General features: G+C 64.3%; 17 protein-coding genes. 11 read left to right on the plus strand and 6 right to left on the minus strand.

Annotated elements, in window-relative coordinates; genetic code table 11:
• Window positions 1–61 precede the first annotated feature (61 nt).
• Window positions 62–385 carry a hypothetical protein gene (locus OKW43_RS20370; RefSeq protein WP_187632819.1) on the plus strand — a complete coding sequence of 108 codons (324 nt, stop codon included), beginning with the start codon at window positions 62–64 and terminating at the stop codon, window positions 383–385.
• 368 nt (window positions 386–753) lie between these two features.
• Here OKW43_RS20370 and OKW43_RS20375 read toward each other — a convergent pair whose 3' ends face one another.
• Window positions 754–1,005 (minus strand): hypothetical protein, encoded by a 252-nt coding sequence (locus tag OKW43_RS20375; protein WP_187632818.1) that lies wholly within the window; start codon window positions 1,003–1,005, stop codon window positions 754–756.
• Window positions 1,006–1,340: 335 nt separating this feature from the next.
• A complete protein-coding gene (locus tag OKW43_RS20380) occupies window positions 1,341–1,742 on the minus strand; it encodes a transposase (RefSeq protein ID WP_187632817.1) in 402 nt (133 codons plus the stop codon).
• A gap of 405 nt (window positions 1,743–2,147) precedes the next feature.
• On the opposite strand from OKW43_RS20380, the gene OKW43_RS20385 reads away from it, so the two are divergent.
• From OKW43_RS20385 to truB, 9 genes are all read left to right on the plus strand, one after another.
• Entirely contained in the window at window positions 2,148–3,050 is a 903-nt protein-coding gene (locus OKW43_RS20385) for a LysR substrate-binding domain-containing protein (protein ID WP_429449418.1), read from the plus strand.
• 196 nt (window positions 3,051–3,246) lie between these two features.
• On the plus strand, window positions 3,247–4,467 hold the full coding sequence (locus OKW43_RS20390) for a pyridoxal phosphate-dependent aminotransferase (protein ID WP_429449420.1): 1,221 nt from the start codon (window positions 3,247–3,249) through the stop codon (window positions 4,465–4,467).
• Between the two features lie 380 nt (window positions 4,468–4,847).
• Window positions 4,848–5,900 (plus strand): SMC-Scp complex subunit ScpB, encoded by a 1,053-nt coding sequence (gene scpB / locus OKW43_RS20395; RefSeq protein WP_187632814.1) that lies wholly within the window; start codon window positions 4,848–4,850, stop codon window positions 5,898–5,900.
• A gap of 64 nt (window positions 5,901–5,964) precedes the next feature.
• Window positions 5,965–7,758 carry a 23S rRNA pseudouridine(2605) synthase RluB gene (gene rluB / locus OKW43_RS20400; protein ID WP_429449422.1) on the plus strand — a complete coding sequence of 598 codons (1,794 nt, stop codon included), beginning with the start codon at window positions 5,965–5,967 and terminating at the stop codon, window positions 7,756–7,758.
• A 532-nt stretch (window positions 7,759–8,290) separates the two neighbouring features.
• Window positions 8,291–8,749: a ribosome maturation factor RimP gene (gene rimP, locus OKW43_RS20405; RefSeq protein ID WP_006052964.1), complete on the plus strand. Its 459-nt coding sequence runs from the start codon at window positions 8,291–8,293 to the stop codon at window positions 8,747–8,749.
• The gene (gene nusA, locus OKW43_RS20410) at window positions 8,746–10,221 is read left to right on the plus strand and encodes a transcription termination factor NusA (RefSeq protein ID WP_187632812.1); all 1,476 of its coding nucleotides are present in this window, start codon (window positions 8,746–8,748) and stop codon (window positions 10,219–10,221) included. The genes rimP and nusA overlap by 4 nt, the downstream gene beginning before the upstream one ends.
• Before the next feature lie 94 nt (window positions 10,222–10,315).
• On the plus strand, window positions 10,316–13,231 hold the full coding sequence (infB, locus tag OKW43_RS20415) for a translation initiation factor IF-2 (RefSeq protein ID WP_429449425.1): 2,916 nt from the start codon (window positions 10,316–10,318) through the stop codon (window positions 13,229–13,231).
• 251 nt (window positions 13,232–13,482) lie between these two features.
• The gene (gene rbfA / locus OKW43_RS20420; RefSeq protein WP_187632810.1) at window positions 13,483–13,848 is read left to right on the plus strand and encodes a 30S ribosome-binding factor RbfA; all 366 of its coding nucleotides are present in this window, start codon (window positions 13,483–13,485) and stop codon (window positions 13,846–13,848) included.
• 78 nt (window positions 13,849–13,926) lie between these two features.
• Window positions 13,927–14,862 carry a tRNA pseudouridine(55) synthase TruB gene (gene truB / locus OKW43_RS20425; protein ID WP_187632809.1) on the plus strand — a complete coding sequence of 312 codons (936 nt, stop codon included), beginning with the start codon at window positions 13,927–13,929 and terminating at the stop codon, window positions 14,860–14,862.
• A gap of 125 nt (window positions 14,863–14,987) precedes the next feature.
• On the opposite strand, the gene OKW43_RS20430 is transcribed toward truB, so the two are convergent.
• From OKW43_RS20430 to OKW43_RS20445, 4 genes are all read right to left on the minus strand, one after another.
• Entirely contained in the window at window positions 14,988–16,550 is a 1,563-nt protein-coding gene (locus tag OKW43_RS20430) for a DHA2 family efflux MFS transporter permease subunit (RefSeq protein WP_187632808.1), read from the minus strand.
• A 34-nt stretch (window positions 16,551–16,584) separates the two neighbouring features.
• Window positions 16,585–17,823 (minus strand): EmrA/EmrK family multidrug efflux transporter periplasmic adaptor subunit, encoded by a 1,239-nt coding sequence (locus OKW43_RS20435; RefSeq protein ID WP_187632807.1) that lies wholly within the window; start codon window positions 17,821–17,823, stop codon window positions 16,585–16,587.
• Window positions 17,824–17,907: 84 nt separating this feature from the next.
• On the minus strand, window positions 17,908–19,428 hold the full coding sequence (locus tag OKW43_RS20440; RefSeq protein ID WP_187632806.1) for an efflux transporter outer membrane subunit: 1,521 nt from the start codon (window positions 19,426–19,428) through the stop codon (window positions 17,908–17,910).
• A gap of 49 nt (window positions 19,429–19,477) precedes the next feature.
• Window positions 19,478–19,993, minus strand: a complete 516-nt coding sequence (locus OKW43_RS20445) for a MarR family winged helix-turn-helix transcriptional regulator (RefSeq protein ID WP_187632805.1) — start codon at window positions 19,991–19,993, stop codon at window positions 19,478–19,480.
• Between the two features lie 327 nt (window positions 19,994–20,320).
• Between OKW43_RS20445 and typA the strand changes: the two genes are divergently transcribed.
• The gene (typA, locus tag OKW43_RS20450; RefSeq protein WP_429449429.1) at window positions 20,321–22,150 is read left to right on the plus strand and encodes a translational GTPase TypA; all 1,830 of its coding nucleotides are present in this window, start codon (window positions 20,321–20,323) and stop codon (window positions 22,148–22,150) included.
• The last annotated feature ends 27 nt before the right edge of the window (window positions 22,151–22,177 follow it).

The following is a 22,177-nucleotide window of genomic DNA, read 5'->3' on the forward strand; positions in this document are numbered from 1 at the left end:
CGGTGGCGCAGTGACGCGTGGGCACGAATGTGTCATAGCTGCACTTTAAGAAAGAAGTGAGATGATCACGTATTCCAACGAAGCGGTACTTGAAGCGCTGCGGCGAGCGCAATATCGTCAGGTTCCCTGGGCCAGAAGGCCAAGTGTCTTCCAATATCTTCGCGCGCTGGGGCTGATGGACACCGTTCGGCAGCGAACCGTCGCACCGGCGCCTGGCTTTCATGCCCCCGTCGACATCGCCGTACTCACCGAGCGCGGCAAAGCAGAGTTCGCGCGGCTCGAGCACGACGAGCGTCTGCTCACATGGACAGCGCAACGCATGAACGATTATGTTCTCGGCGCGGCCGAACCGCGGTCCGCCGCGACAGCTGAAGTCAGGTCTTAGCTCAAGGTTCATCGCTTATCTGAATCACTGTCCGCTCGGGCCTGTCACCGCCCTCGGCGGGCCGTCTGTTCCGCTGACGGTCGCTGTGCGCGTCCGGGGCGAATCTCGGCTTCCTCATTGACGAAACGTCGACGCGATTCGCACGCCGGCCGATGTCGTTGCGCGCCTTCCACGCATCAACGCCTTGGACGAAAAAAAAGGCCCGTATCACGAAGATACGGGCATACCGGAATTACTACTGCCACGCTGTGCTAATGGCGTTGAGTCAGACCGGTGTCGGGTCCGGTGGTTCCCCGATCGTGCATGCTCAATGCGACAGACCGAACACCGCCTCGCACGACATGCCATTCGAGCGACAACCCACGACCTCAACGCCGCCGCTGAACCTCGCGCGTCGCATCGGGCCGTGCGCGCACATTGCTGGCGATGTCGCCGCGCAGGTCGCCACGCGGCGTCGGCGGCGTGAAGTCGCGATTGTGCGCTTCGCTTTGCTGCCACGCCTCCAGCGTGGCTTGACGGTCCGGGCGCCAGTTCCACCCTTGCGGGCGTTGTTGCGCAAATGCCGGCGCGGCCATCGATGAAATCACAATGCCGCACAACAGCAGTGACATTGGTTTCATTCCGAAATCCCCCTCAACCTCAAGCCCGTCGACTCAAGGCCTGTTTGCATAAGTATTAAGGTATGTCGGGGGACGAAAGCGCGCTGTAATTAATAGTAAATGGTTGTTTCACCCGGAGCTATCGGGCGGTTTGGGAGTCTGAGGCAGCGGGACCGACCGCTGTGGCGGTCATGCGCAAGGAAGAGCGCCGAAACGGGCGCGCTGGACAGAGAAGGGGCAGCGTCTCGCGGCGACCGTCAAACGCTGGCCGGGCGCGAGCATGCACAAAATTGCGAATGAATCGCATCGATAAAAAACCGGGCGCCGTAGGCGCCCGGTGACAACGTAATTTCGCGTCAGGCCATCTTGGCCGGCGCGCGCCACGATTCCGGATTGGTCCAGAACGCGCCGCGCAGACGGTCGCGGCTCGGCGGTGCCGGCGGTTTCGCAGCCGTAGCGCCGATCCTGCCGCGCAGCGAAATCTCGCGGCCGCTGGTGCCAAGCCGCTTCACAATTTCAGCGAGCGTGCCATCGGTCTGCCACTCGTCGAAGCGCCGACGGCACGTCGGCGGGGACGGATAGCGGCCCGGCAGCTTGGACCAGCCCTCGCCCGTCGACAACACCCAAAGCACTGCGTTGACTACCGCCCGAGCTTCCACGCGTGGCCGACCGCGCCGTTCGCTGCGCGCCGGCTCGGCACAGAACAAAGCCTCGACCAGCGCCCACTCGTTGTCTTTCAAATCGTCGAACAGCATCATGTTTCACCTCAGCGAAGCTAACTCCGGTGCGCTGCCCCGCGCCGCGCACTCTTCATACACTCGATAGGCGAGTGCCAAAGGGGACGGGCTGGCCACGGGTAGCCTTTCAGTCGGAAATCATGGCGCCCGCCCTGTGCGTCTCATAACGCACGAACTGTGCCAATGTGATACCGATTGCCTGAAAGCCCCGTGGCGGCGGGCCAACGCGGGCGCCAACCAGGGCCGTATGAGAATCCAAAAAACCCATCTCGCAAATCGGGACAATCACCAATCCTGTGCAGAGAGGCCCATCGGGCGTGCGCTCGCGCCTTTTTGCTGCATTGCAGCGACCGGCTGCGAAGCGCGATGCCGCATGGGATCGGCCGTACAATGCGCATCAAAATGCACTATTGATGAGGTTCGTAAATGAATGTGACGCTGCGGCAGCTCAGGGTTTTCATCGAGGTGGCGCGCCTGCAAAGCTTCAGCCGCGCCGGCGATCAAATCGGCCTGACGCAGTCGGCAGTCAGTCGCTGCGTGCGCGAGCTCGAAAGCGAAATCGGGCTGAAGCTCATCGATCGCACGACGCGCGAAGTGCAATTGACTGACGTCGGCGGCAACCTCGTCTCGAGCGTGTCGCGGCTGCTGTCGGATCTGGACGATGCGTTGCGCGAGATCCGCGAAATCGGTGAGCAACGCCGCGGACGCGTGGTGGTCGCGGCGAGCCCGACCGTCGCGTGCCGGCTGATGCCGCGTGTCGTCGCGTCGTGCGTGCAGCAGTTTCCTTATGTGACGCTTGGCCTGCGCGACGACGTGCAAAGCGACGTGGTGCGCAAGGTGAAGTCGGGTGAGGTGGACTTCGGCGTGATCATCGGCCCGTTCTCCGACGACGATCTGCTCAGCGAAACGCTGATGACCGACTCGTTCTGCATCGTGTCGCGTGACGATCACCGGCTCGCCGCGCGCAAGCAGGTCACGTGGAAGGACCTCGACGGTGAGCAGCTCGTGATGCTCGATTATGCGTCCGGCAGCCGCCCGCTCATCGACGCTGTGATGCAGGCGCAGGGCGTGAACGCCACCGTGGTTCAGGAACTCGGCCATTCGGCGACCGTGTTCGGGCTCGTCGAGGCGGGCGTCGGAATCAGCGTGCTGCCGTGGCTCGCGCTGCCGCTGCCGTCGGGGGCGTCGCTGGTCGCCCGTCCGCTGGTGCCGCGCGCGGAACGGCGCGTCGAGCTGGTGCGGCGGCGCGACCGGTCGCTTTCGCCCGCGGCCGAGGCGGTGTGGAATCTGATCCGGCAGTTGCCGGGGCGGGCCGAGGAGCTGAGTTAACGGGGCGCGATCGGTGGGTTCGCGCGCGGCCGGTGCGTCCGTTGGATTGACGGCAGGCGCGACCCGCCTCGCGCTCGCCGTTCGTCGCTCGCTTCACCGCTGTCCTGTCGCCCGGCGCGCTACACTACCGGCTTCATCGCGCATGCCTTCGCGGTTGCGCCCCGAGCTTCTTACCCTTCACCCACCCAAAAGGTCGATGAGCGAATTGGACCTGCCCGTGCCCTCCATCCCGAATGCGCGCGATGCCGTGCGCGCGCTGCGTCCATCGCAAATCCGTGAAGTCGCGAACGCCGGTTTCGGTGTCGAAGACGTGCTGCCGTTCTGGTTCGGCGAGTCCGACCGCGTGACACCCGCATTCATCCGCGACGCCGCGAGCGCCGCGCTCGCCGCCGGCGCGACGTTTTACACGCACAATCTCGGCATCGCGCCGTTGCGCGCGGCACTCGCCGGCTACGTCAGCGAGTTGCACGGCGCGACGTCGCCGGAGCACATCGCGGTAACTAGCGCGGGCGTCAACGCGCTGATGCTCGCCGCGCAGCTGGTGGTCGACGCCGGCGACCGGGTCGTCGCGGTGACGCCGCTATGGCCTAATCTGGTCGAGATTCCGAAGATTCTTGGCGCGCACGTCGAAACGGTCGCGCTTGGCTACGGCGAACGCGGCTGGCAGCTCGACGTCGGGAAATTGCTGGCTGCGCTGACACCCGACACCAGGATGCTGATGATCAACTCGCCCAACAATCCGACCGGCTGGGTGATGGATCGCGACGACCAGCGTACCGTGCTGGAACACTGCCGGCGTCACGGCATCTGGATCGTCGCGGATGAGGTCTACGAGCGGCTCTACTATCCCGACGATGGGGCCGCCGGGGCGGCCAGCGCGCAGACTGCGCCGTCGTTTCTCGACCTCGCGACGCGCGACGAACGCGTGATCTGCGTGAATTCGTTTTCGAAAGCCTGGCTGATGACCGGGTGGCGGCTCGGCTGGATCGTCGCGCCGACCGCGTTGATGGATGACCTCGCAAAGCTGGTCGAGTACAACACGTCGTGCGCGCCGTCGTTCGTGCAGCAGGCGGGCATGGCGGCGCTGGAGCAGGGCGAGCGTTTTACGCAGGAGCTGGTGCGCGACCTGAGGACGTCGCGCGATCATCTGGTGTGCGCGCTGTCGGCGGTGCCCGGTGTCGATGTGAAGGCTCCGCTGGGGGCGATGTATCTGTTCTTCTCGATGCCGGACTCGACGCGCAGTCTCGATTTGTGCAAGGCGATGGTGCGCGAGGTCGGGCTCGGCGTGGCGCCGGGCAGCGCGTTCGGGCCGCAAGGCGAGGGGTTCGTGCGCTGGTGCTATGCGTGCGATTCGGCGCGACTCGATGCCGGCGTCGAGCGCTTGACGCGCTTTCTGGCGCGCCAAGCCGGCGCCTGAATACACGGTCTGACGTACCGGCCGCAGTGCGCGTTACGCGCCTCGAGGGGCAAAAAGCCGCGAATCGTTGGAAATCTTCTTTCTGGCGATTCGGCCCGGGCGGGCGCGGGCACACCCGTCGACGCCGCGGCAGACGATGCGCGGGGGATCGCGGCTTTACGCCCCGATCGTTTTTGCGTAATATGGCGCTCAGTCACGCGATTCCTTTTCAGGAATATCGCCGCTCCGTCCGGCTGGGTCTGGCTCGATAAATAAGTCTGTTCGCCGCCCCCCGGTGCGTGCTCCCATCAATATGACCGATCAGAATCGGGCGAGCGCGTCTTCAGTTCCACATCGTCTGTTTGATCCGGTTCTTTGACCACAGGGTCTGACCTAGCTGCATGAATACCCAAGAGGCGAAGATCGTCCTCGAGACTGCCTTGATCTGCGCGCAGGAGCCGTTAAAGCTCGGCGAACTGCGCAAGCTCTTTGCCGACGGCGTGTCGGCAGACACTGTTCGGACCTTGCTCGAAGACCTGAGGCGGGACTGGTCTGGGCGCGGTGTGGAGCTGGTCGGGCTGGCGTCGGGCTGGCGGTTTCAAAGCAAGCCCGCGATGCGTTCGTATCTGGATCGGCTGCATCCGGAAAAACCGCCGAAATACTCTCGCGCGGTGCTCGAAACGCTCGCGATCATTGCCTACCGGCAACCGGTGACACGAGGCGATATCGAAGAAATTCGCGGTGTGACGGTGAATACGCAGATCGTCAAGCAGCTCGAGGATCGCGGCTGGATCGAGGTGATCGGTCATCGCGACGTGCCTGGGCGTCCGGCGCTGTATGCGACTACGCGCCAGTTTCTCGACGACCTCGGCCTGACTGCGCTCGACGAGCTGCCGCCGCTTGCCGATCCGTCCGCGCAGCTGAACGCGGACCTGCTGGGTCAGCACGCGATCGAGTTTGCCGAGGGCGACGCGCAAAACGTGCAGCAGGCGGGGCAGGAAGTTGGGCAGGACGCGGCGGGTGAGGCTGCCGAGCCAGCTTCACCGGAAGCGGTGCAGCACGCCGCGTCGGAATTCGAAGCAGAGCCGAACGAGACGGTAGCCGAGTCGACGTTCGAGCCGGAGCGCCACGCGGAAGCGGCCGGGCAGGCCGGCACGGCGAATGCGTCGAATGTGTCAGACGGGTCGGGCGCGCCGCACGACACGCAACAACAGGCCGAAGCGGCATCCACGGCAGCGCAGTCCAGCGTCACCGGCTCAGCACAGCATCACGATCCGGCCGCACAGACCGATCCGGCAACACCCGCGCACGACTCGGGCGTATCTCGCAATACGGAGCACGCCGCCGAGCCGAACCCGGTCGAGGCGGCGCACGACGATCCCGAGGATCGACGCGATGCCGCGCAGGACGCAGGTTTTCTGACCGACGACGAAACCGAGTCGCGCAGCGCCTGACGTAACCGAACTTTTCTTGCCGCGCCCGCAACGGGCGCGTGCGATCTGACATTTTGAGGTTGTTTTGACACATACCCACGACACCGATTCGTCCGAATCCGAGCGCCCCGAGCCGTCGGCGCGGACCGACGAACGCACTACGCAAGCGTCGGCAGGCGAGGGCGAGCGCCCGGCTCACGGCGCGGAAGCAGACGGCGAAGAGCGTCCGCGCCGCGGTCTGCGTCGCGGGCCGCGCAGCCTGATCGCACGACGCCGCGCCGGCGCGAAGACGAAGGCAGCCGAGGGTGCACCCGCGCAAGGCGCGCCGGTCGCCGCCGAAACACCGCCGGACGGCGAGATCGTTGCGCAGGTGCGCACGCCGCGCAAGGACGCGGGCGCGAAGCAGGGCGGGCGTCGTAATGCCAGCGGTGCAAAGCGTGAAGGTGCGTCACGTGAAGGCCAGCGTGAAGGTCAGTCGCGCGAAGGCCAGCGTGAAGGCCAACGCGAGGGCCAGCGCCAGAACCGTCGCGGCGCCGTTGCGGCCGCGGCCGCTGAGCCAACTCAGGACGATCTGTTCTCGTACGTGACGTCGCCCGCGTTCGATGCCGACAACAGCGCGACTGGCGGCGTGCGCGCGCCGATGCTGCGCCGTGGCAAGGCAGCGGGCCCGAAGCGCGTGCTGTCGCCCGACGACGACGCGCCGAAGCTGCACAAGGTGCTCGCCGAGGCGGGCATGGGCTCGCGCCGCGACATGGAAGAGCTGATCATCGCCGGCCGCGTGTCGGTGAACGGCGAACCGGCGCACATCGGCCAGCGCATCATGCCGACCGACCAGGTCCGCATCAACGGCAAGCCGGTCAAACGCAAGCTCGCCGGCAAGCCGCCGCGCGTGCTGCTGTACCACAAACCGACCGGCGAAATCGTCAGCCACGCGGACCCCGAAGGCCGTCCGTCGGTGTTCGACAAGCTGCCGCCGATGAAAACCGCCAAGTGGGTCGCGGTTGGCCGTCTCGACTTCAACACCGAAGGTCTGCTGATGTTGACCACCTCGGGTGATCTCGCGAACCGCTTCATGCACCCGCGTTATAGCGTAGAGCGCGAATACGCGGTGCGCGTCGTCGGCGAACTCGCCGAGGGCATGCGCCAGAAGCTGCTGCACGGCGTCGAACTCGAAGACGGTCCGGCAAATTTCCTGCGCATCCGCGACGGCGGCGGCGAAGGCACTAATCACTGGTACCACGTCGCTCTCGCCGAAGGGCGGAATCGCGAAGTGCGCCGTATGTTCGAAGCGGCGGGCCTGATGGTCAGCCGGTTGATCCGCACACGCCACGGCTCGATCTCGCTGCCGCGTGGTCTGAAGCGCGGCCGCTGGGAAGAGCTCGAGGACAATGAGGTGCGCGCGCTGATGGCCTCGGTCGGGCTGAAGGCGCCGGCCGAAGAGCGCGGCAGCCGCAATGCGGCGCCGGAGCGTCGTCAGCCGGATCCGATGCAGACGTCGATGGGCTTCATCAACCGCGAGCCGGTGCTGATGTCGCACAGCCGCTTCGAGCAGCAGCCGCGCGGACAGGGCCGTCGTGGCGCGGCGGGCGGCGGCTTTGGCGCGGGCATGGGGAGCGGCAGCGGTTTCGGCGGCGGCGCGGGCAATCGCGGCACCGGGGGGCAGCGCGACCGCGACGTCGACGGCAATCGCGCGCCCTCGCCCACCGGCAACCGTGCTCGCACTGGCGGCAAGCGCGCCGGCGCGGCCGGCAACAGCGGCGGCAATCGCGGGCCAGGTGGCAATCGTGGCGGCAACGCCAATCGCGCCGGCGGCAACGCGGGTCAGGGCGGCGCGAATCGTGGCGGCGGCACAGCGCGCGGTCGCTCGCGCGGCCGTTAAGCGGGGTGCACGGCGTTTAAGGGGGCGTTGAACGGCCATACCCTTTCGTGTAGTGCGCATGACCTGTCAGGCTAGCGGCCGCTTCAGACGGCTCGTTCAGCAATCGCGAGGCATCAATGCCGAACGCCTGCTGGGCGAGCCGTTTATCGTGCCAGAAAGGGGTGGCGTAGCCCGGCCGGCTCCCTTTCCGGACAGCTCGGGCGACCTTGCATAATCCCGGATTTGCCGCCATCTGGTCGAAAGATTCCTGTCAAATCAAGTGGAAATGCGCGTCGCCCGGCGTTCTGTGAATTGCGTTTGGGCCGAAAAATGGCTACAATCGCGAAGTCGCTGGGCGTACGATTTCATGTGCGGCTCAGGTGCGACCACCGGCAATAAGATGATGGGCGTTCAGCCCATTTTTTTTTGCCGCTCAGTTCATCGTGGTTCGGCATCTCGGGTTCGCAACAACGTGCGCCGGCTTGGCGCGCGGCCCGCATTGGTTGTTTGCAGAAGAGGCGAGGCTCGCTGCGCGAACATCTAAGAGGGCACTGTGCAACTGACGGAACTGATTGAAACCACGGTCGTGGGACTCGGCTACGAGCTCGTCGATCTCGAGCGCACCGGGCGCGGCATGCTGTGTATCTATATCGACCAGCCGGCCGGCATCGCAATCGAAGACTGCGAGAAAGTCACGCGTCAGCTCCAGCACGTTCTGACGGTCGAAAATATCGATTACGAGCGGCTCGAAGTATCGTCGCCCGGTCTCGATCGCCCGCTGAAAAAACTGGCGGATTTTGAACGTTTCGCGGGCAGCGAAGCGGTTATCACACTGAAAAAGCCATTGGACGGTCGGAAATCGTACCGGGGCATTTTGCATGCTCCGCAGGGCGAGACGATCGGTCTGGAATTTGAAGGAAAAGAAGGGGCCGCGATGCTCGATTTCACGCTCGCGGACATGGACAAGGCGCGCCTTGTTCCGAAAGTTGACTTTAGGAGCCGCAAACAATGAGTCGCGAAGTGTTGATGCTGGTGGATGCGCTGGCACGCGAGAAGAACGTCGACAAGGACGTCGTATTTGCCGCGCTCGAAGCGGCTCTCGCTTCGGCCTCCAAGAAACTCTTCGAAGAAGATGCGGATATCCGCGTCCACATCGACCGTGAAAGCGGCGAACACGAAACGTTTCGCCGCTGGAAGGTCGTGCCGGACGAAGCCGGTCTGCAGGAGCCGGATCAGGAAATTCTGTTGTTCGAGGCACGCGAGCAGCAATCCAGTATCGAGCTCGACGAGTACATCGAGGAGCCGGTGCCGTCGATCGAATTCGGCCGTATCGGTGCGCAGGCCGCCAAGCAGGTGATCTTGCAGAAGGTGCGCGACGCCGAGCGCGAGCAGATCCTGAACGACTTCCTCGAGCGCGGCGAACACATCATGACCGGCTCGGTGAAGCGCCTCGACAAGGGCAACTTCATCGTCGAATCGGGCCGTGTCGAAGCGCTTCTGCGCCGCGACCAGTTGATCCCGAAGGAAAACCTGCGCGTGGGCGACCGCGTGCGCGCCTATATCGCCAAGGTCGACCGCACCGCGCGTGGTCCGCAGATCGAGCTTTCACGTACGGCGCCGGAATTCCTGATGAAGCTGTTCGAGATGGAAGTGCCGGAAATCGAGCAGGGCCTGCTCGAGATCAAGGCGGCGGCTCGCGATCCGGGCGTGCGCGCGAAGATCGGAGTGGTCGCTTATGACAAGCGCATCGATCCGATCGGCACCTGCGTCGGTATCCGCGGGTCGCGCGTGCAGGCCGTGCGCAACGAGCTTGGTGGCGAAAACGTCGACATCGTGCTATGGTCGGAAGACCCCGCCCAGTTCGTGATCGGCGCGCTCGCGCCGGCAGCCGTGCAGTCGATCGTCGTCGATGAAGAAAAGCATTCGATGGACGTCGTCGTCGACGAAAGCGAACTCGCGGTCGCGATCGGTCGCAGCGGCCAGAACGTGCGGCTTGCCAGCGAGCTCACCGGCTGGCAGATCAACATCATGACGCCGGACGAATCTGCGCAGAAGCAGAATCAGGAGCGCGGCGTCCTGCGCGACCTGTTCATGGCGCGTCTCGATGTCGACGAGGAAGTCGCCGACATCCTGATCGACGAAGGCTTCACGAGCCTCGAAGAGATCGCCTACGTGCCGCTCAACGAAATGCTCGAAATCGAGGCATTCGACGAAGATACCGTTCACGAACTGCGCAACCGCTCGCGCGACGCGCTGTTGACGATGGCGATCGCGAACGAAGAAAAGGTCGAAAACGTGGCGCTCGACCTGAAGAGCCTGGACGGCATGGACGCTGACCTGCTCGCGAAACTGGCCGAACATCAGATCCAGACGCGCGACGAACTCGCCGAGCTGGCCGTGGATGAACTGGTCGAGATGACTGGGATGGGAGAGGATGCCGCTAAGGCGTTGATCATGAAAGCACGTGAACACTGGTTCCAGTGAGAAATGACCATGGCGCACTGAATTGAACGCGGCCGCGAGGCCGCATGACCCGATGCTAACCGCAAGGAATCGGTCCTTGCATTAAGAGGAATGAATGGCGAGTAACAACGTAGCCCAATTTGCCGCGGAACTGAAAATGCCTGCTGGCGTGCTGCTCGAGCAGCTGCAGGCAGCGGGCGTCCAGAAAGCGAGCGAAGACGACAACCTGTCCGAGGCGGACAAGGCGCGTCTGCTCGATCACTTGCGCAAGTCGCATGGCTCGGACGATGCCGACAAGCGCAAGATCACGCTGACGCGCCGGCATACGTCGGAGATCAAGCAGTCCGATGCGACGGGCAAAGCTCGCACCATTCAGGTCGAGGTGCGCAAGAAGCGCACGTTCGTCCGCCGCGACGAGACCGTCGCGGAAGGCGGGGATGCATCGAATCATGTGGCCGAAAACGCGGATGCAGAAGATCTCGAACTGCAGCGTCGTGAGGAAGAAGCACGTCACGAAGCCGAACTGCTCGAAAAGCAGGCGCAGGAGCTGAAGGCACGTCAGGAACAGCTCGAGCGCGAAGAGGCCGAGCGTCAGGCGCGCGAGCAGGCTGCGGAAGCCGGGCGTCAGCGAGCGGAAGAAGAAGCGAAGAAGCGCGTAGCGGCCGAGGCGGCGGCTCGCGAGAAGGCCCAGCAGGCGGCGCAAGCTGCTGCACCGGTTGCCGCGAAGGCAAGCGAGCAGGACGATGAGCGCGCGGCAGCGGAACGCGCCGCGCAACGCGAAGCCGCGAAGAAGGCGGAAGACGCGGCGCGTCTGGCCGCCGAAAAGGCGCGTGCCGAACAGGAACAAATCGCGAAGCGCCGCGCCGCGGCCGAAGCCGAAGCGCGCGCGATTCGCGAAATGATGAACACGCCGCGCAAGGCGCAGGTGAAGGCTCCGGAACCGGCACCAAAGCCTGCCGAGCCGGCCAAGGCGGCCGAAGCGAAGGGCACGCTGCACAAGCCGGCGCGTCCGGCTGGCGAAGCGCCGGCGCGCCCGGCAGCCAGGAAGCCGGCAGCCGCGGCTCCGGCGCCCGCGAGCGCACCGTCCGCCGGCGACAAGAAGAAGCCGGGCGCTGGCAAGGGTGGCGGCAACTGGCAGGACGACGCAGCAAAGCGCCGCGGCATCAAGACGCGCGGTGACTCTAGCGGCGGCGTCGATCGTGGCTGGCGCGGCGGTCCGAAGGGGCGTGGCAAGCATCAGGAGCAGAGCACCACGTTCCAGGCGCCGACCGAGCCGATCGTTCGTGAAGTGCATGTGCCGGAAACCATCACGGTCGCGGATCTCGCGCACAAGATGGCGGTGAAGGCTTCGGAAGTCATCAAGGTGATGATGAAGCTTGGCCAGATGGTTACGATCAACCAGATGCTGGACCAGGAAACGGCGATGATCATCGTCGAGGAACTGGGCCACCGCGCGCTCGCGGCGAAGCTGGACGATCCGGAAGCGATGCTGGTCGAAGGCGAAGCGACCGACGCGGAAGCGCTGCCGCGTCCGCCGGTCGTCACGGTGATGGGCCACGTCGACCATGGCAAGACCTCGCTGCTCGACTACATTCGTCGCGCGAAAGTTGCGGCAGGCGAAGCGGGCGGTATTACGCAGCACATCGGCGCTTACCACGTCGAAACGCCGCGCGGCGTAATCACGTTCCTCGACACGCCGGGTCACGAAGCCTTCACGGCAATGCGTGCCCGCGGTGCGAAGGCAACCGACATCGTGATTCTGGTGGTGGCCGCCGACGACGGCGTGATGCCGCAGACGAAGGAAGCGATCTCCCACGCGAAGGCCGGCGGCGTGCCGCTCGTCGTCGCGATCAATAAGATCGACAAGCCGGAAGCGAATCCGGAGCGCGTGAAGCAGGAACTCGTCACGGAAGGCGTCGTGCCGGAAGAGTACGGCGGCGACTCGCCATTCGTACCGGTGTCGGCGAAGACCGGTGCGGGCATCGACGATCTGCTCGAAAACGTGCTGCTGCAGGCCGAAGTGCTGGAGCTGAAGGCGCCGGTCGAATCGCCGGCCAAGGGTCTCGTGATCGAAGCCAAGCTCGACAAGGGTAAGGGGCCGGTCGCAACGATCCTCGTTCAGTCGGGTACGCTGAATCGCGGCGACGTCGTGCTGGCAGGCAGCGCCTACGGTCGCGTGCGTGCCATGCTCGACGAAACCGGCAAGCCGACCAAGTCCGCTGGCCCGTCGATCCCGGTCGAAATCCAGGGTCTGTCGGAAGTGCCGCAGGCTGGCGAAGAAGTGATTGTGATGCCTGACGAGCGCAAGGCGCGTGAAGTGGCACTGTTCCGTCAGGGCAAGTTCCGCGACGTCAAGCTCGCGAAGCAGCAGGCCGCGAAGCTCGAGAACATGCTCGAGCAGATGGGCGAAGGCGAAGTGCAGTACATGCCGCTCATCGTCAAGGCCGACATGCAGGGTTCGCAGGAAGCGCTGGTGCAGTCGCTGCAGAAGCTCTCCACCGACGAAGTCCGCGTGCAGATCGTGCACGGCGCGGTCGGCGGCATCAGCGAGTCGGACGTCAATCTCGCGACGGCGTCGAAGGCGGTCATCATCGGCTTCAACACCCGCGCGGATGCGCAGGCTCGCAAGCTCGCGGAAGCCAATGGCGTCGATATCCGCTACTACAACATCATCTACGACGCCGTGGATGAAGTGAAGGCAGCGATGTCGGGCATGCTGGCGCCGGAGAAGCGCGAAGTCGTGACGGGCACGGTCGAAGTTCGCCAGGTCTTCAAGGTGCCGAAGGTCGGCACGGTGGCCGGCTGTATGGTCACGGACGGTTTCGTCAAGCGCTCTTCGTCGGTGCGCGTGCTGCGCAACCACGTCGTCGTCTTCACGGGCGAGCTCGATTCGCTCAAGCGCTTCAAGGACGACGTGAAGGAAGTCCGTCAGGGCTTCGAGTGCGGTATGTCGATCAAGAACTTCAACGATATCGTCGAAGGCGATCAGTTCGAAGTCTTCGAAGTCACCGAAGTCGCGCGTACGCTGTAATTCACGCGGCACGGCACAACGGGCGGAACGGGCTTGACGCCCGCTCCGCCCGTTGTTTTTGAGCCCGCTGCGTCGAGTTTGTCGCTGGCTTCGATGCCGCGTTCGTCGTGAATCGGTTCATGACGCGAGACCATCGCGCCAACGTATCGCTCACAGACCGCGGCGATCGCGATGCCGTCGTATCCAACGGATAACAAACACGGCTCGCGCGAACAAATTTTTGCATCCGTCATAGCGGAGCACACAACACCATGCCTAAGAAACGTACTAGTCCCAATCGTAACGTGCAGATCGCCGATCAGATCCAGCGCGACCTGGCCGAGCTGCTGCGTGAGGTCAAGGATCCGCGCATCGGCATCGTCACATTTCAGAGCGTCGAGCTGACGCCCGACTACGCTCACGCGAAGGTCTACTTCACGACGCTGACGGGCGACCCGCAGCAGACGCTCGAGGCGCTGACGCACGCGGCCGGCCATCTGCACAATCTGCTGTTCAAGCGCCTGCATATTCATACGGTGCCGACGCTGCATTTCCACTACGACAAGACGATCGAGCGCGCCGTCGAGATGTCGCGTCTGATCGACGAGGCAAATTCCACGCGCGCGAAAGACGACTGAGTGTCCACCATGCCGCGTCGTTCCATGTAGCGCGCGGCGCGGTTTTTCGCATTTCCCGAACGTTCTGCCTCACTCGACATGACCGTACCTCAACGCCCCCGCGTGCCACGTCGCGCGCTCGACGGCGTGCTGCTGCTCGACAAGCCACTCGGCCTGTCGAGCAACGACGCGCTGGTTCGCGCGAAACGTCTCTATCTGGCGAAAAAGGCGGGTCACACCGGCACGCTCGACCCGCTCGCAACCGGCCTGTTACCGCTGTGTTTCGGCGAGGCCACCAAATTTTCGCAGGACCTGCTCGAAGCCGACAAGACCTACGAGGCGACGATGCGCCTCGGCATCCGCACGACCACTGGCGATGCCGAGGGCGAGCCACTCGACATCCGCGCGGTCGATTGCGACGAAGCGGCGGTGCAGGCGGCCTTGCAGCGGTTCATCGGCGAGATCGTTCAGATTCCGCCGATGTACTCGGCGCTCAAGCGCGACGGCAAGCCACTGTACGAGTACGCGCGCGCCGGCCAGACGGTCGAACGGGAAGGGCGGCAGGTGACGATTCACGCGCTCGAGCTGATTGCGTGCGCGTTGCCGGATGTGACGTTTCAAGTGACGTGCAGCAAGGGCACCTATGTGCGTACACTTGCCGAGGATATCGGCGAGGCGCTCGGCTGCGGCGCGCATCTGATCGTACTGCGGCGCACGGGCGTCGGCGCGCTGACGCTCGAGCATTCGGTCACGCTCGACGCGTTGTCCGACGCGACCCAGCTCGAACGCGACGCATGGCTGCAACCGGTCGACGCGTTGCTGTCGACGTTCCCGCAGGTTTGTCTCAACGACGACGACACGCGCCGCTTCCTGCACGGCCAGCGGCTGAAGCTATCGTCGTTGGCGATCGCCGCCGAAGCGGTGACTGCGGCGCGCGTGAGGGTGTACTCGGCGCAGGGACGGCTTCTCGGTGTCGCGAAGCCGGGCGAAGGTGTGCTCGCACCAGAACGTCTGGTCGTAACGACTGAGAGCTAGGCTCGGCCGTTTTGCCAGTCCGGCGCGGACCATAAAAAAGCGGGATCTGCCATCGAGCGATCCCGCTTTTTTCATGCCGCGTCGTGCAGCGGTGCCGAACTAAAGCGACACCACAACCGACGTCCTCAATGCGCCGCAGCCGCTGCCGCTCCCGCGTCGCCGCCTGCCCGTTCCGGCCGCGTGATCCAGATCAGCGCGATCAGCGCGACAAAAATGCCGGCCGAAATGAAGAACAGGTCGTTCACGCCGAGCTGCGCGGACTGCTGCGTAACCATGGTATTGAAAAGGCCATAGGTCTGCTGCTGATCCAGGCCCGCTGCGCCCATCTGATGAATCGACTGACCAAACGCCGGGTTGTAAGCGTTCGCCTGCTCGGTCAGTTGCGCGTGATGCATGATCGTGCGGTGATCCCACGCGGTCTGGAAGATCGACGTACCGATACCGCCGCACATGATCCGCACGAAGTTCGACAGCCCCGAGGCCGCGGGAATCCGATGGCCCGGCAAGCCCGACAGCGTGATCGACACGAGCGGAATGAAGAAGCCGGCCATGCCGATGCCCTGAATCAGCGTGGGCAGCATCAGCGAGTATGTATCGACGCCCGTCGTATAACGCGAGCGCATCCAGAAACACAGCGCGAAAATCAGGAACGACAGCGTCGCGATATAACGTGGATCGGTGCGCGGCAGCACCTTACCGGTGAGCGGCGACAGCAGGATCGCGAACACACCGACGGGTGCCATCACGAGTCCGGCTTCGGTCGCCGTGTAGCCGATATCGGTCTGCAGCCACAGCGGCAGCAGCACGAGATTGCCGAAGTAAAGCCCATAGCCGATCGACAGCGCGATCGTGCCGCCGCTGAAATTTCGTCGGCTGAACAGCGACAGGTCGACCACCGGATGCTCGGCCGTCAGCTCCCACACGATGAAGAACGCGAGCGCGATGACTGCAACGAGCACAAGCACGACGATCGTCGTCGACGAGAACCAGTCGAGGTCTTTGCCCTTGTCGAGCATGACCTGAAGGGAGCCGACCCAGACGATCAGAAGTCCGAGGCCGACGCCGTCGATCGGCGCCTTCCTGATGACCGAATCGCGGTTACGAAAGATCGTCCACGTCGCGATGGCCGCGACCGCGCCGACCGGAATATTGACGTAGAAAATCCAGGGCCACGAAATATTGTCGGAAATCCAGCCGCCGAGAATCGGACCGGCAACCGGCGCGATCAGCGTGGTCATCGCCCACATCGATAGCGCCATCGGCGCCTTCGCGCGCGGATAGCTCGCGAGCAGCAGCGTCTGCGACAGCGGGATCATCGGGCCGGCCACCGCGCCTTGCAGCACACGCGACGCGAGCAGGAACGGCAGGTTGGGCGACAGCCCGCACAGCCACGACGACAGCACGAACAGCACGATCGACGCCATGAACAGCCGCACCTGGCCGACGCGGTCGGTGAGCCAGCCGGTCAGCGGCACTGAGATCGCATTGGCCACCGCGAACGACGTAATCACCCATGTGCCCTGGTCGGACGACACACCGAGGTCGCCGGAAATCGACGGGATCGACACGTTCGCGATCGACGTGTCGAGCACGTTCATGAACACCGCGAGCGACACCGCGATGGTGCCGATCACCAGTTGCGCGCCTTCGAGCGGCGGGTGCGCGACTTGCGCTTGAGCCTGAGCCATTAAAAGAGCCTTCTATGAATCGTCGGCCGGAGCCTTAGCTCTTATGGGTCGCCGGTTTCGCGGCCGCGCCGCTCGCCGCGGTCGATTTCTGCGAGCCGCCGTTCGCGTTCGGACCGGCGTTTTCCGAGATGATGCGCGCAATTTCCGCGTCGGCATCCGCGCCGTATTTGTCGAAGACGTTGGTCTGGTAAGCCGTGGTCGGCGCCTGGCCGAGCTGGCCGCCGGTGTCGTCCTTGATGTTGACGTCAGCCTGCATCGACAGACCGATACGCAGCGGGTGCTTCTCGAGCTCCTGCGGATCGAGCGAAATGCGCACCGGCAGACGCTGCACGACTTTGATCCAGTTGCCGGTCGCGTTCTGCGCGGGCAGCAGTGAGAACGCCGAACCCGTACCGGCCGAGAAGCCGATCACTTTGCCGTGATACGGTACCGACGAGCCGTACACGTCAGCCGACAGTTCAACCGGCTGGCCGATGCGCATGTGCTTCAGTTGCACTTCCTTGAAGTTCGCGTCAACCCACACGTCATGCAGCGGCACGATTGCCATCAGCGGCGTGCCCGGCGACACGCGCTGGCCAACCTGCACCGAGCGCTTCGCGACATAGCCGGTGACCGGCGCGGGCAGCGTGTTGCGAGCATGGTTCAGGTACGCGTCGCGCAGCTTTGCGGCGGCGGCCTGCACGTTCGGGTGATCGGCGATCGTGGTGTTCGCTGTCAGCGCGCGGTTTGCCGCGAGCTGCTGTTTGGCGGCGTCGAGCGCGGCTTGCGCGGACTTTACGGAATCGCGTGCGTGCGAAATTTCTTCCTGTGATACTGCGCCGGTCTGCGCGACCGTCAGACGACGCTTCAGGTCGTCATTGGCGCGCGAGAGATCGGCCTGGCGTGCCGCGACCTGCGCTTCGTACTGGCTGTCGTCGGCGAACAGGCCGCGCACCTGGCGCACCACCTGCGCGAGATTGGCCTCGGACTGTTCGAGCGCGACGCGTGCATCGGCCGGGTCGAGCACGACGAGCGGGTCGCCGGCCTTGACGACCTGGGTGTCGTCCGCGTTGACCGCGATCACCGTGCCCGTGACCTGCGGCGTGATCTGCACGACGTTGCCGCTCACGTAGGCGTCGTCGGTGTCTTCATGGAAGCGTGCGACGAGGAAGTAGTACAGGCCGTACGCGACCGCGGCTATCAGGATCACGATGACGAGCAGCGTCATCATGCGCTTGCGTTTGCCGTTGTTCGCCGCTTGCGGTGGAGTGGCGGGCTGCTGAGGGGTGCTCATTGATGTGCTCCGGGTTCTCTTAAACGTCGTCGTTTTTTCGGGTGTTCGTGTGGATGCGTGTGCGTCGGCGCGGGCAGGTTTTGCTCAGTTCGCTGCGGTGCTGGTAGCGTGGGTCGCGGCGTTGGCCGATGCGGGGGCATCGGTGGGCACCACGAGACCGGTCTGGGTCGCGTCGAAGCCACCGCCCAGCGCCTTGATCAGGCCGATCTGCAGACTGCGGCGTCGCATCTGCAGACCCGTAACCGTCTGCTCGGCGGCGAGCCGGTTTTCGTCGGCGGTGAGCACCTGCAGTTGCGGCGACAGGCCGGCCTTGTAGCGCACCACGGCGAGCTGGTAGGCCTTGCTCGACGCGTCGAGCGCGCGCTGGGCGTCGCCTTCCTGGCGGTCGATCGAACGGATCGACGAGACCTGCGTCGACACGTCCTGCAGCGCGTTGATCAGCGTCTGGTTGTAGTTGGCGACGTCGCCTTCGAAGTCGGCGTAGCGGCCTTTCAGTTGCGCGCGCAACGCGCCGGCGTCGAAGATCGGCAGATGGATCGCCGGGCCGAACTGGATCTGACGGCTCGACGCGGTCAGGAAATGACCCCAGCCGAACGCGTCGAAACCGAAGCCGGCCGCGAGGTTTACGTCGGGGTAGAACTCGGCCTTCGCTTCCTTCACGTCGTGCATCGCGGCTTCGACCTGCCAGCGCGCAGCGACGATATCCGCGCGGCGCGCGACGAGGTCGGCCGGGATATTGTCGGGCAGCGCGACCACGTCGCCGCCGGTGAGCACCGGCTTGTCGATCTGCAGGCCGCGGTCCGGGCCTTTGCCGAGCAGCGCGCCCAACTGGTAGCGCACGACGGTGATCTGGCCGTCGAGGTCGGTCAGGTTCGATTGGCTGGTCGCGACGTTGCCGGCGGCGGTCTGCTTCTCGACGTTGGTGTCGAGGCCGGCCGTCACGCGGTCATTGGTGATGCGGCCGACGTCCTGGCGGTTGGCGATTTCGCGCGCGGCGATGTCGCGGAACGCATACAGCTGCGCGAGCTGGTTATACGTGCTCGCGACCGACGCGGCGAGCGTCACGCGCGCCTGCTGCATGTCGGCTTCGGCGGCTTTCTGCTGCGATACGGCCTGGCCGAGGCGCTGACGGTTCTTGCCCCACAGGTCGAGATCCCACGACGCGCTCGCTAGCACGTTGTTTTCGCTAAACCAGCTGCCGCCGAACGGAGGCGGGTAGAGGCCGTTCGCCGAGAATAGCTCGCGGGTCCAGGAATAGCTCGCGTTGACCTTCGGGAACAGCGCCGAGCGGGAGCTTTCAATATATGACGAAGCCTTCGCGAGCCGCGCCTGCGCCTGAGCGATCGACGGGCTGCCCTCGAGCGCTTCAGCGATCAGCTTCGGCAGTTGCGGGTCGCCGAACTGGTTGGCCCAGTCGAGCGATGGCCACTGGCCGCCCTCGTTGGGCAGGCTCTGCGTCGACTCGTACTGCGTCGGCGACGCGATCTGTTTGTCGCTTTTGACGCCGAAGTAGTTCGCGCACCCCGTGAGGGCGAGCGCTGTCACCGCGGCGGTGACAGCGGCCCGGCTCGACAGCGCGGGCGCGGACAGGGAAAGGGATTTCATCGCTCGACTCTTTGAGTGGAATGTATTGGTGGACGCAGCAAGTAAGTTATTACGGCTTGCTATCCGGATGGCTTGCGGCATCGCGGGAAACTCCCGTCTGTTCGCCGGAATTGACGAGCACGCGGCGCAGCATGCTCTTCAGGAAGCCCACTTCCTCGGGGGTGAACCCGTTCAGCAGGCTATCGAGCACGCCATTGAAAATGCCCGGCATGCGGGCGGCAATCGCATGGCCTTCCGGCGTCAATGCGAGCCGTACGACGCGCCGGTCTTCGTTGCTGCGCACCCGCGTGAGCAGGCCGCGCTTTTCGAGTCGGTCGATCAGGCGCGTCACGGCGCTTGCGTCGATGCCGTATTCACGCGCCAATTCGGCCGCGAGCAGACATTTGCCGCTCGCCACCATGAACAGGATGCTGCCTTGCTGGCTGGTGATGCCGAGTTCGGCCATGCTGCGTTGCGTGATCAGGTTCGACAGCGTCGATTTCACCCGCGATATGAGATAGCCGACGCTTTCGCCGAGCTGGTACTCGCTGGGGTCCGGCGTGGGTTCGTTGGACGGCTCCGTCATGATTCTGGTGTGAATGCAATGGTTGACTAGGCATTAGTATAGTCGGCTGTTGATTGACGCGACAAGCGTAATTACAGCTTAGTCAAGGATTATTTCCCGCTCGAGCAGCAAACAGGACGGATTCGCGCGGAGCGCCGCGAAGCAGGCGTTCGCGTGCAACCCTCGGAGACGCGTGAAGTGGGCGGTCTATCGGGGAATACCAGAAAGGATCATCCGCGCATGCTATAATTTTCGGTTCCCAAAGTGCGCTTTGGGCTTGTTGTCGTGGTTTGGATCCTCAACCAGCAGCATAAGCAAGCGGCGCACTCAACCGTCTTCAGGTTTCCTATGACTCGCGCCCTACGCAACATCGCCATCATTGCTCACGTCGACCACGGCAAGACCACGCTCGTCGACCAACTCCTCCGTCAGACCGCCACGTTCCGCGAGAACCAGCAGATCGCCGAGCGCGTGATGGACTCGAACGACATCGAAAAAGAGCGCGGCATCACGATCCTGTCGAAGAACTGCGCGGTGGAGTACGAGGGCACGCACATCAACATCGTCGACACGCCGGGACACGCCGACTTCGGTGGTGAAGTGGAGCGCGTGCTGTCGATGGTCGACTCGGTGCTGCTGCTCGTCGATGCGGTGGAAGGCCCGATGCCGCAGACCCGCTTCGTCACGAAAAAAGCGCTCGCGCTGGGCCTGAAGCCGATCGTTGTGGTCAACAAGGTCGATCGTCCGGGCGCGCGGATCGACTGGGTGATTAACCAGACTTTCGACCTGTTCGACAAGCTCGGCGCAAGCGAAGAGCAGCTCGACTTCCCGATCGTCTACGCATCGGGCCTGAACGGCTACGCGGGTCTCACGCCGGAGGTGCGCGACGGCGACATGCGTCCGCTGTTCGAGGCGATCCTCCAGCACGTGCCGGTTCGCCCGGCCGATCCGGATGGTCCGCTGCAACTTCAGATCACCTCGCTCGACTACTCGTCGTACGTCGGCCGTATCGGCATTGGCCGTATCACGCGCGGCCGCATCAAGCCGGGCATGGCAGTCGCGGTGCGCCTGGGCCCGGAAGGCGATATCCTCAATCGCAAGATCAACCAGGTGCTGTCGTTCAAGGGCCTCGATCGCGTGCAGGTGGACTCGGCTGAAGCGGGGGACATCGTGCTGATCAACGGTATCGAGGAAGTCGGCATCGGCGTGACGATCTGCTCGCCGGACCAGCCGGAAGCGCTGCCGATGATTACAGTCGACGAACCTACGTTGACGATGAACTTCCTCGTCAACTCGTCGCCGCTCGCGGGCCGCGAAGGCAAGTTCGTCACAAGCCGTCAGATTCGCGACCGCCTGATGAAGGAACTGAATCACAACGTCGCGCTGCGCGTGCGCGATACCGGCGACGAAACCACGTTTGAAGTGGCAGGCCGCGGTGAGCTGCACTTGACCATTCTGGTCGAAAACATGCGTCGCGAAGGCTACGAGCTGGCGGTATCGCGTCCGCGCGTTGTGATCCAGGAAATCGACGGCGAGAAGCACGAGCCGTACGAAAACCTGACCGTCGACATGGAAGACACGCACCAGGGCGGCGTGATGGAAGAGCTCGGCCGCCGCAAGGGCGAAATGCTCGACATGGCGTCGGATGGCCGTGGCCGCACGCGTCTCGAGTACCGAATTTCGGCGCGTGGCCTGATCGGCTTCCAGTCGGAATTCCTCACGCTCACGCGCGGCACGGGTCTGATGAGCCACACGTTCGATTCATATCAGCCGGTCAAAGAAGGTGCGGTCGGCGAGCGTCGCAACGGCGTGCTGATCTCGCAGGACGACGGCGCGGCAGTCGCGTACGCACTGTGGAAGCTGCAGGATCGCGGCCGCATGTTCGTATCGCCGGGCGAGGCGCTGTATGAAGGCATGATCATCGGCATCCACAGCCGCGACAACGACCTCGTCGTGAACCCGATCAAGGGCAAGCAGCTCACGAACGTGCGCGCGTCGGGCACGGATGAAGCTGTGCGTCTGGTGCCGCCGGTTCAGCTGTCGCTCGAATACGCGGTCGAGTTCATCGACGACGACGAGCTGGTCGAAGTCACGCCGAAGTCGATCCGGCTGCGCAAGCGCTACCTGAAGGAACACGAGCGCCGCAGCGCGAGCCGCAACAAGGTTGCCGGCGAATAAGCGGAACTCAAACCCCGCTGGATAGCA

It is taken from the genome of Paraburkholderia sp. WC7.3g, assembly GCF_050436345.1.
GTDB lineage: Bacteria > Pseudomonadota > Gammaproteobacteria > Burkholderiales > Burkholderiaceae > Paraburkholderia > Paraburkholderia podalyriae.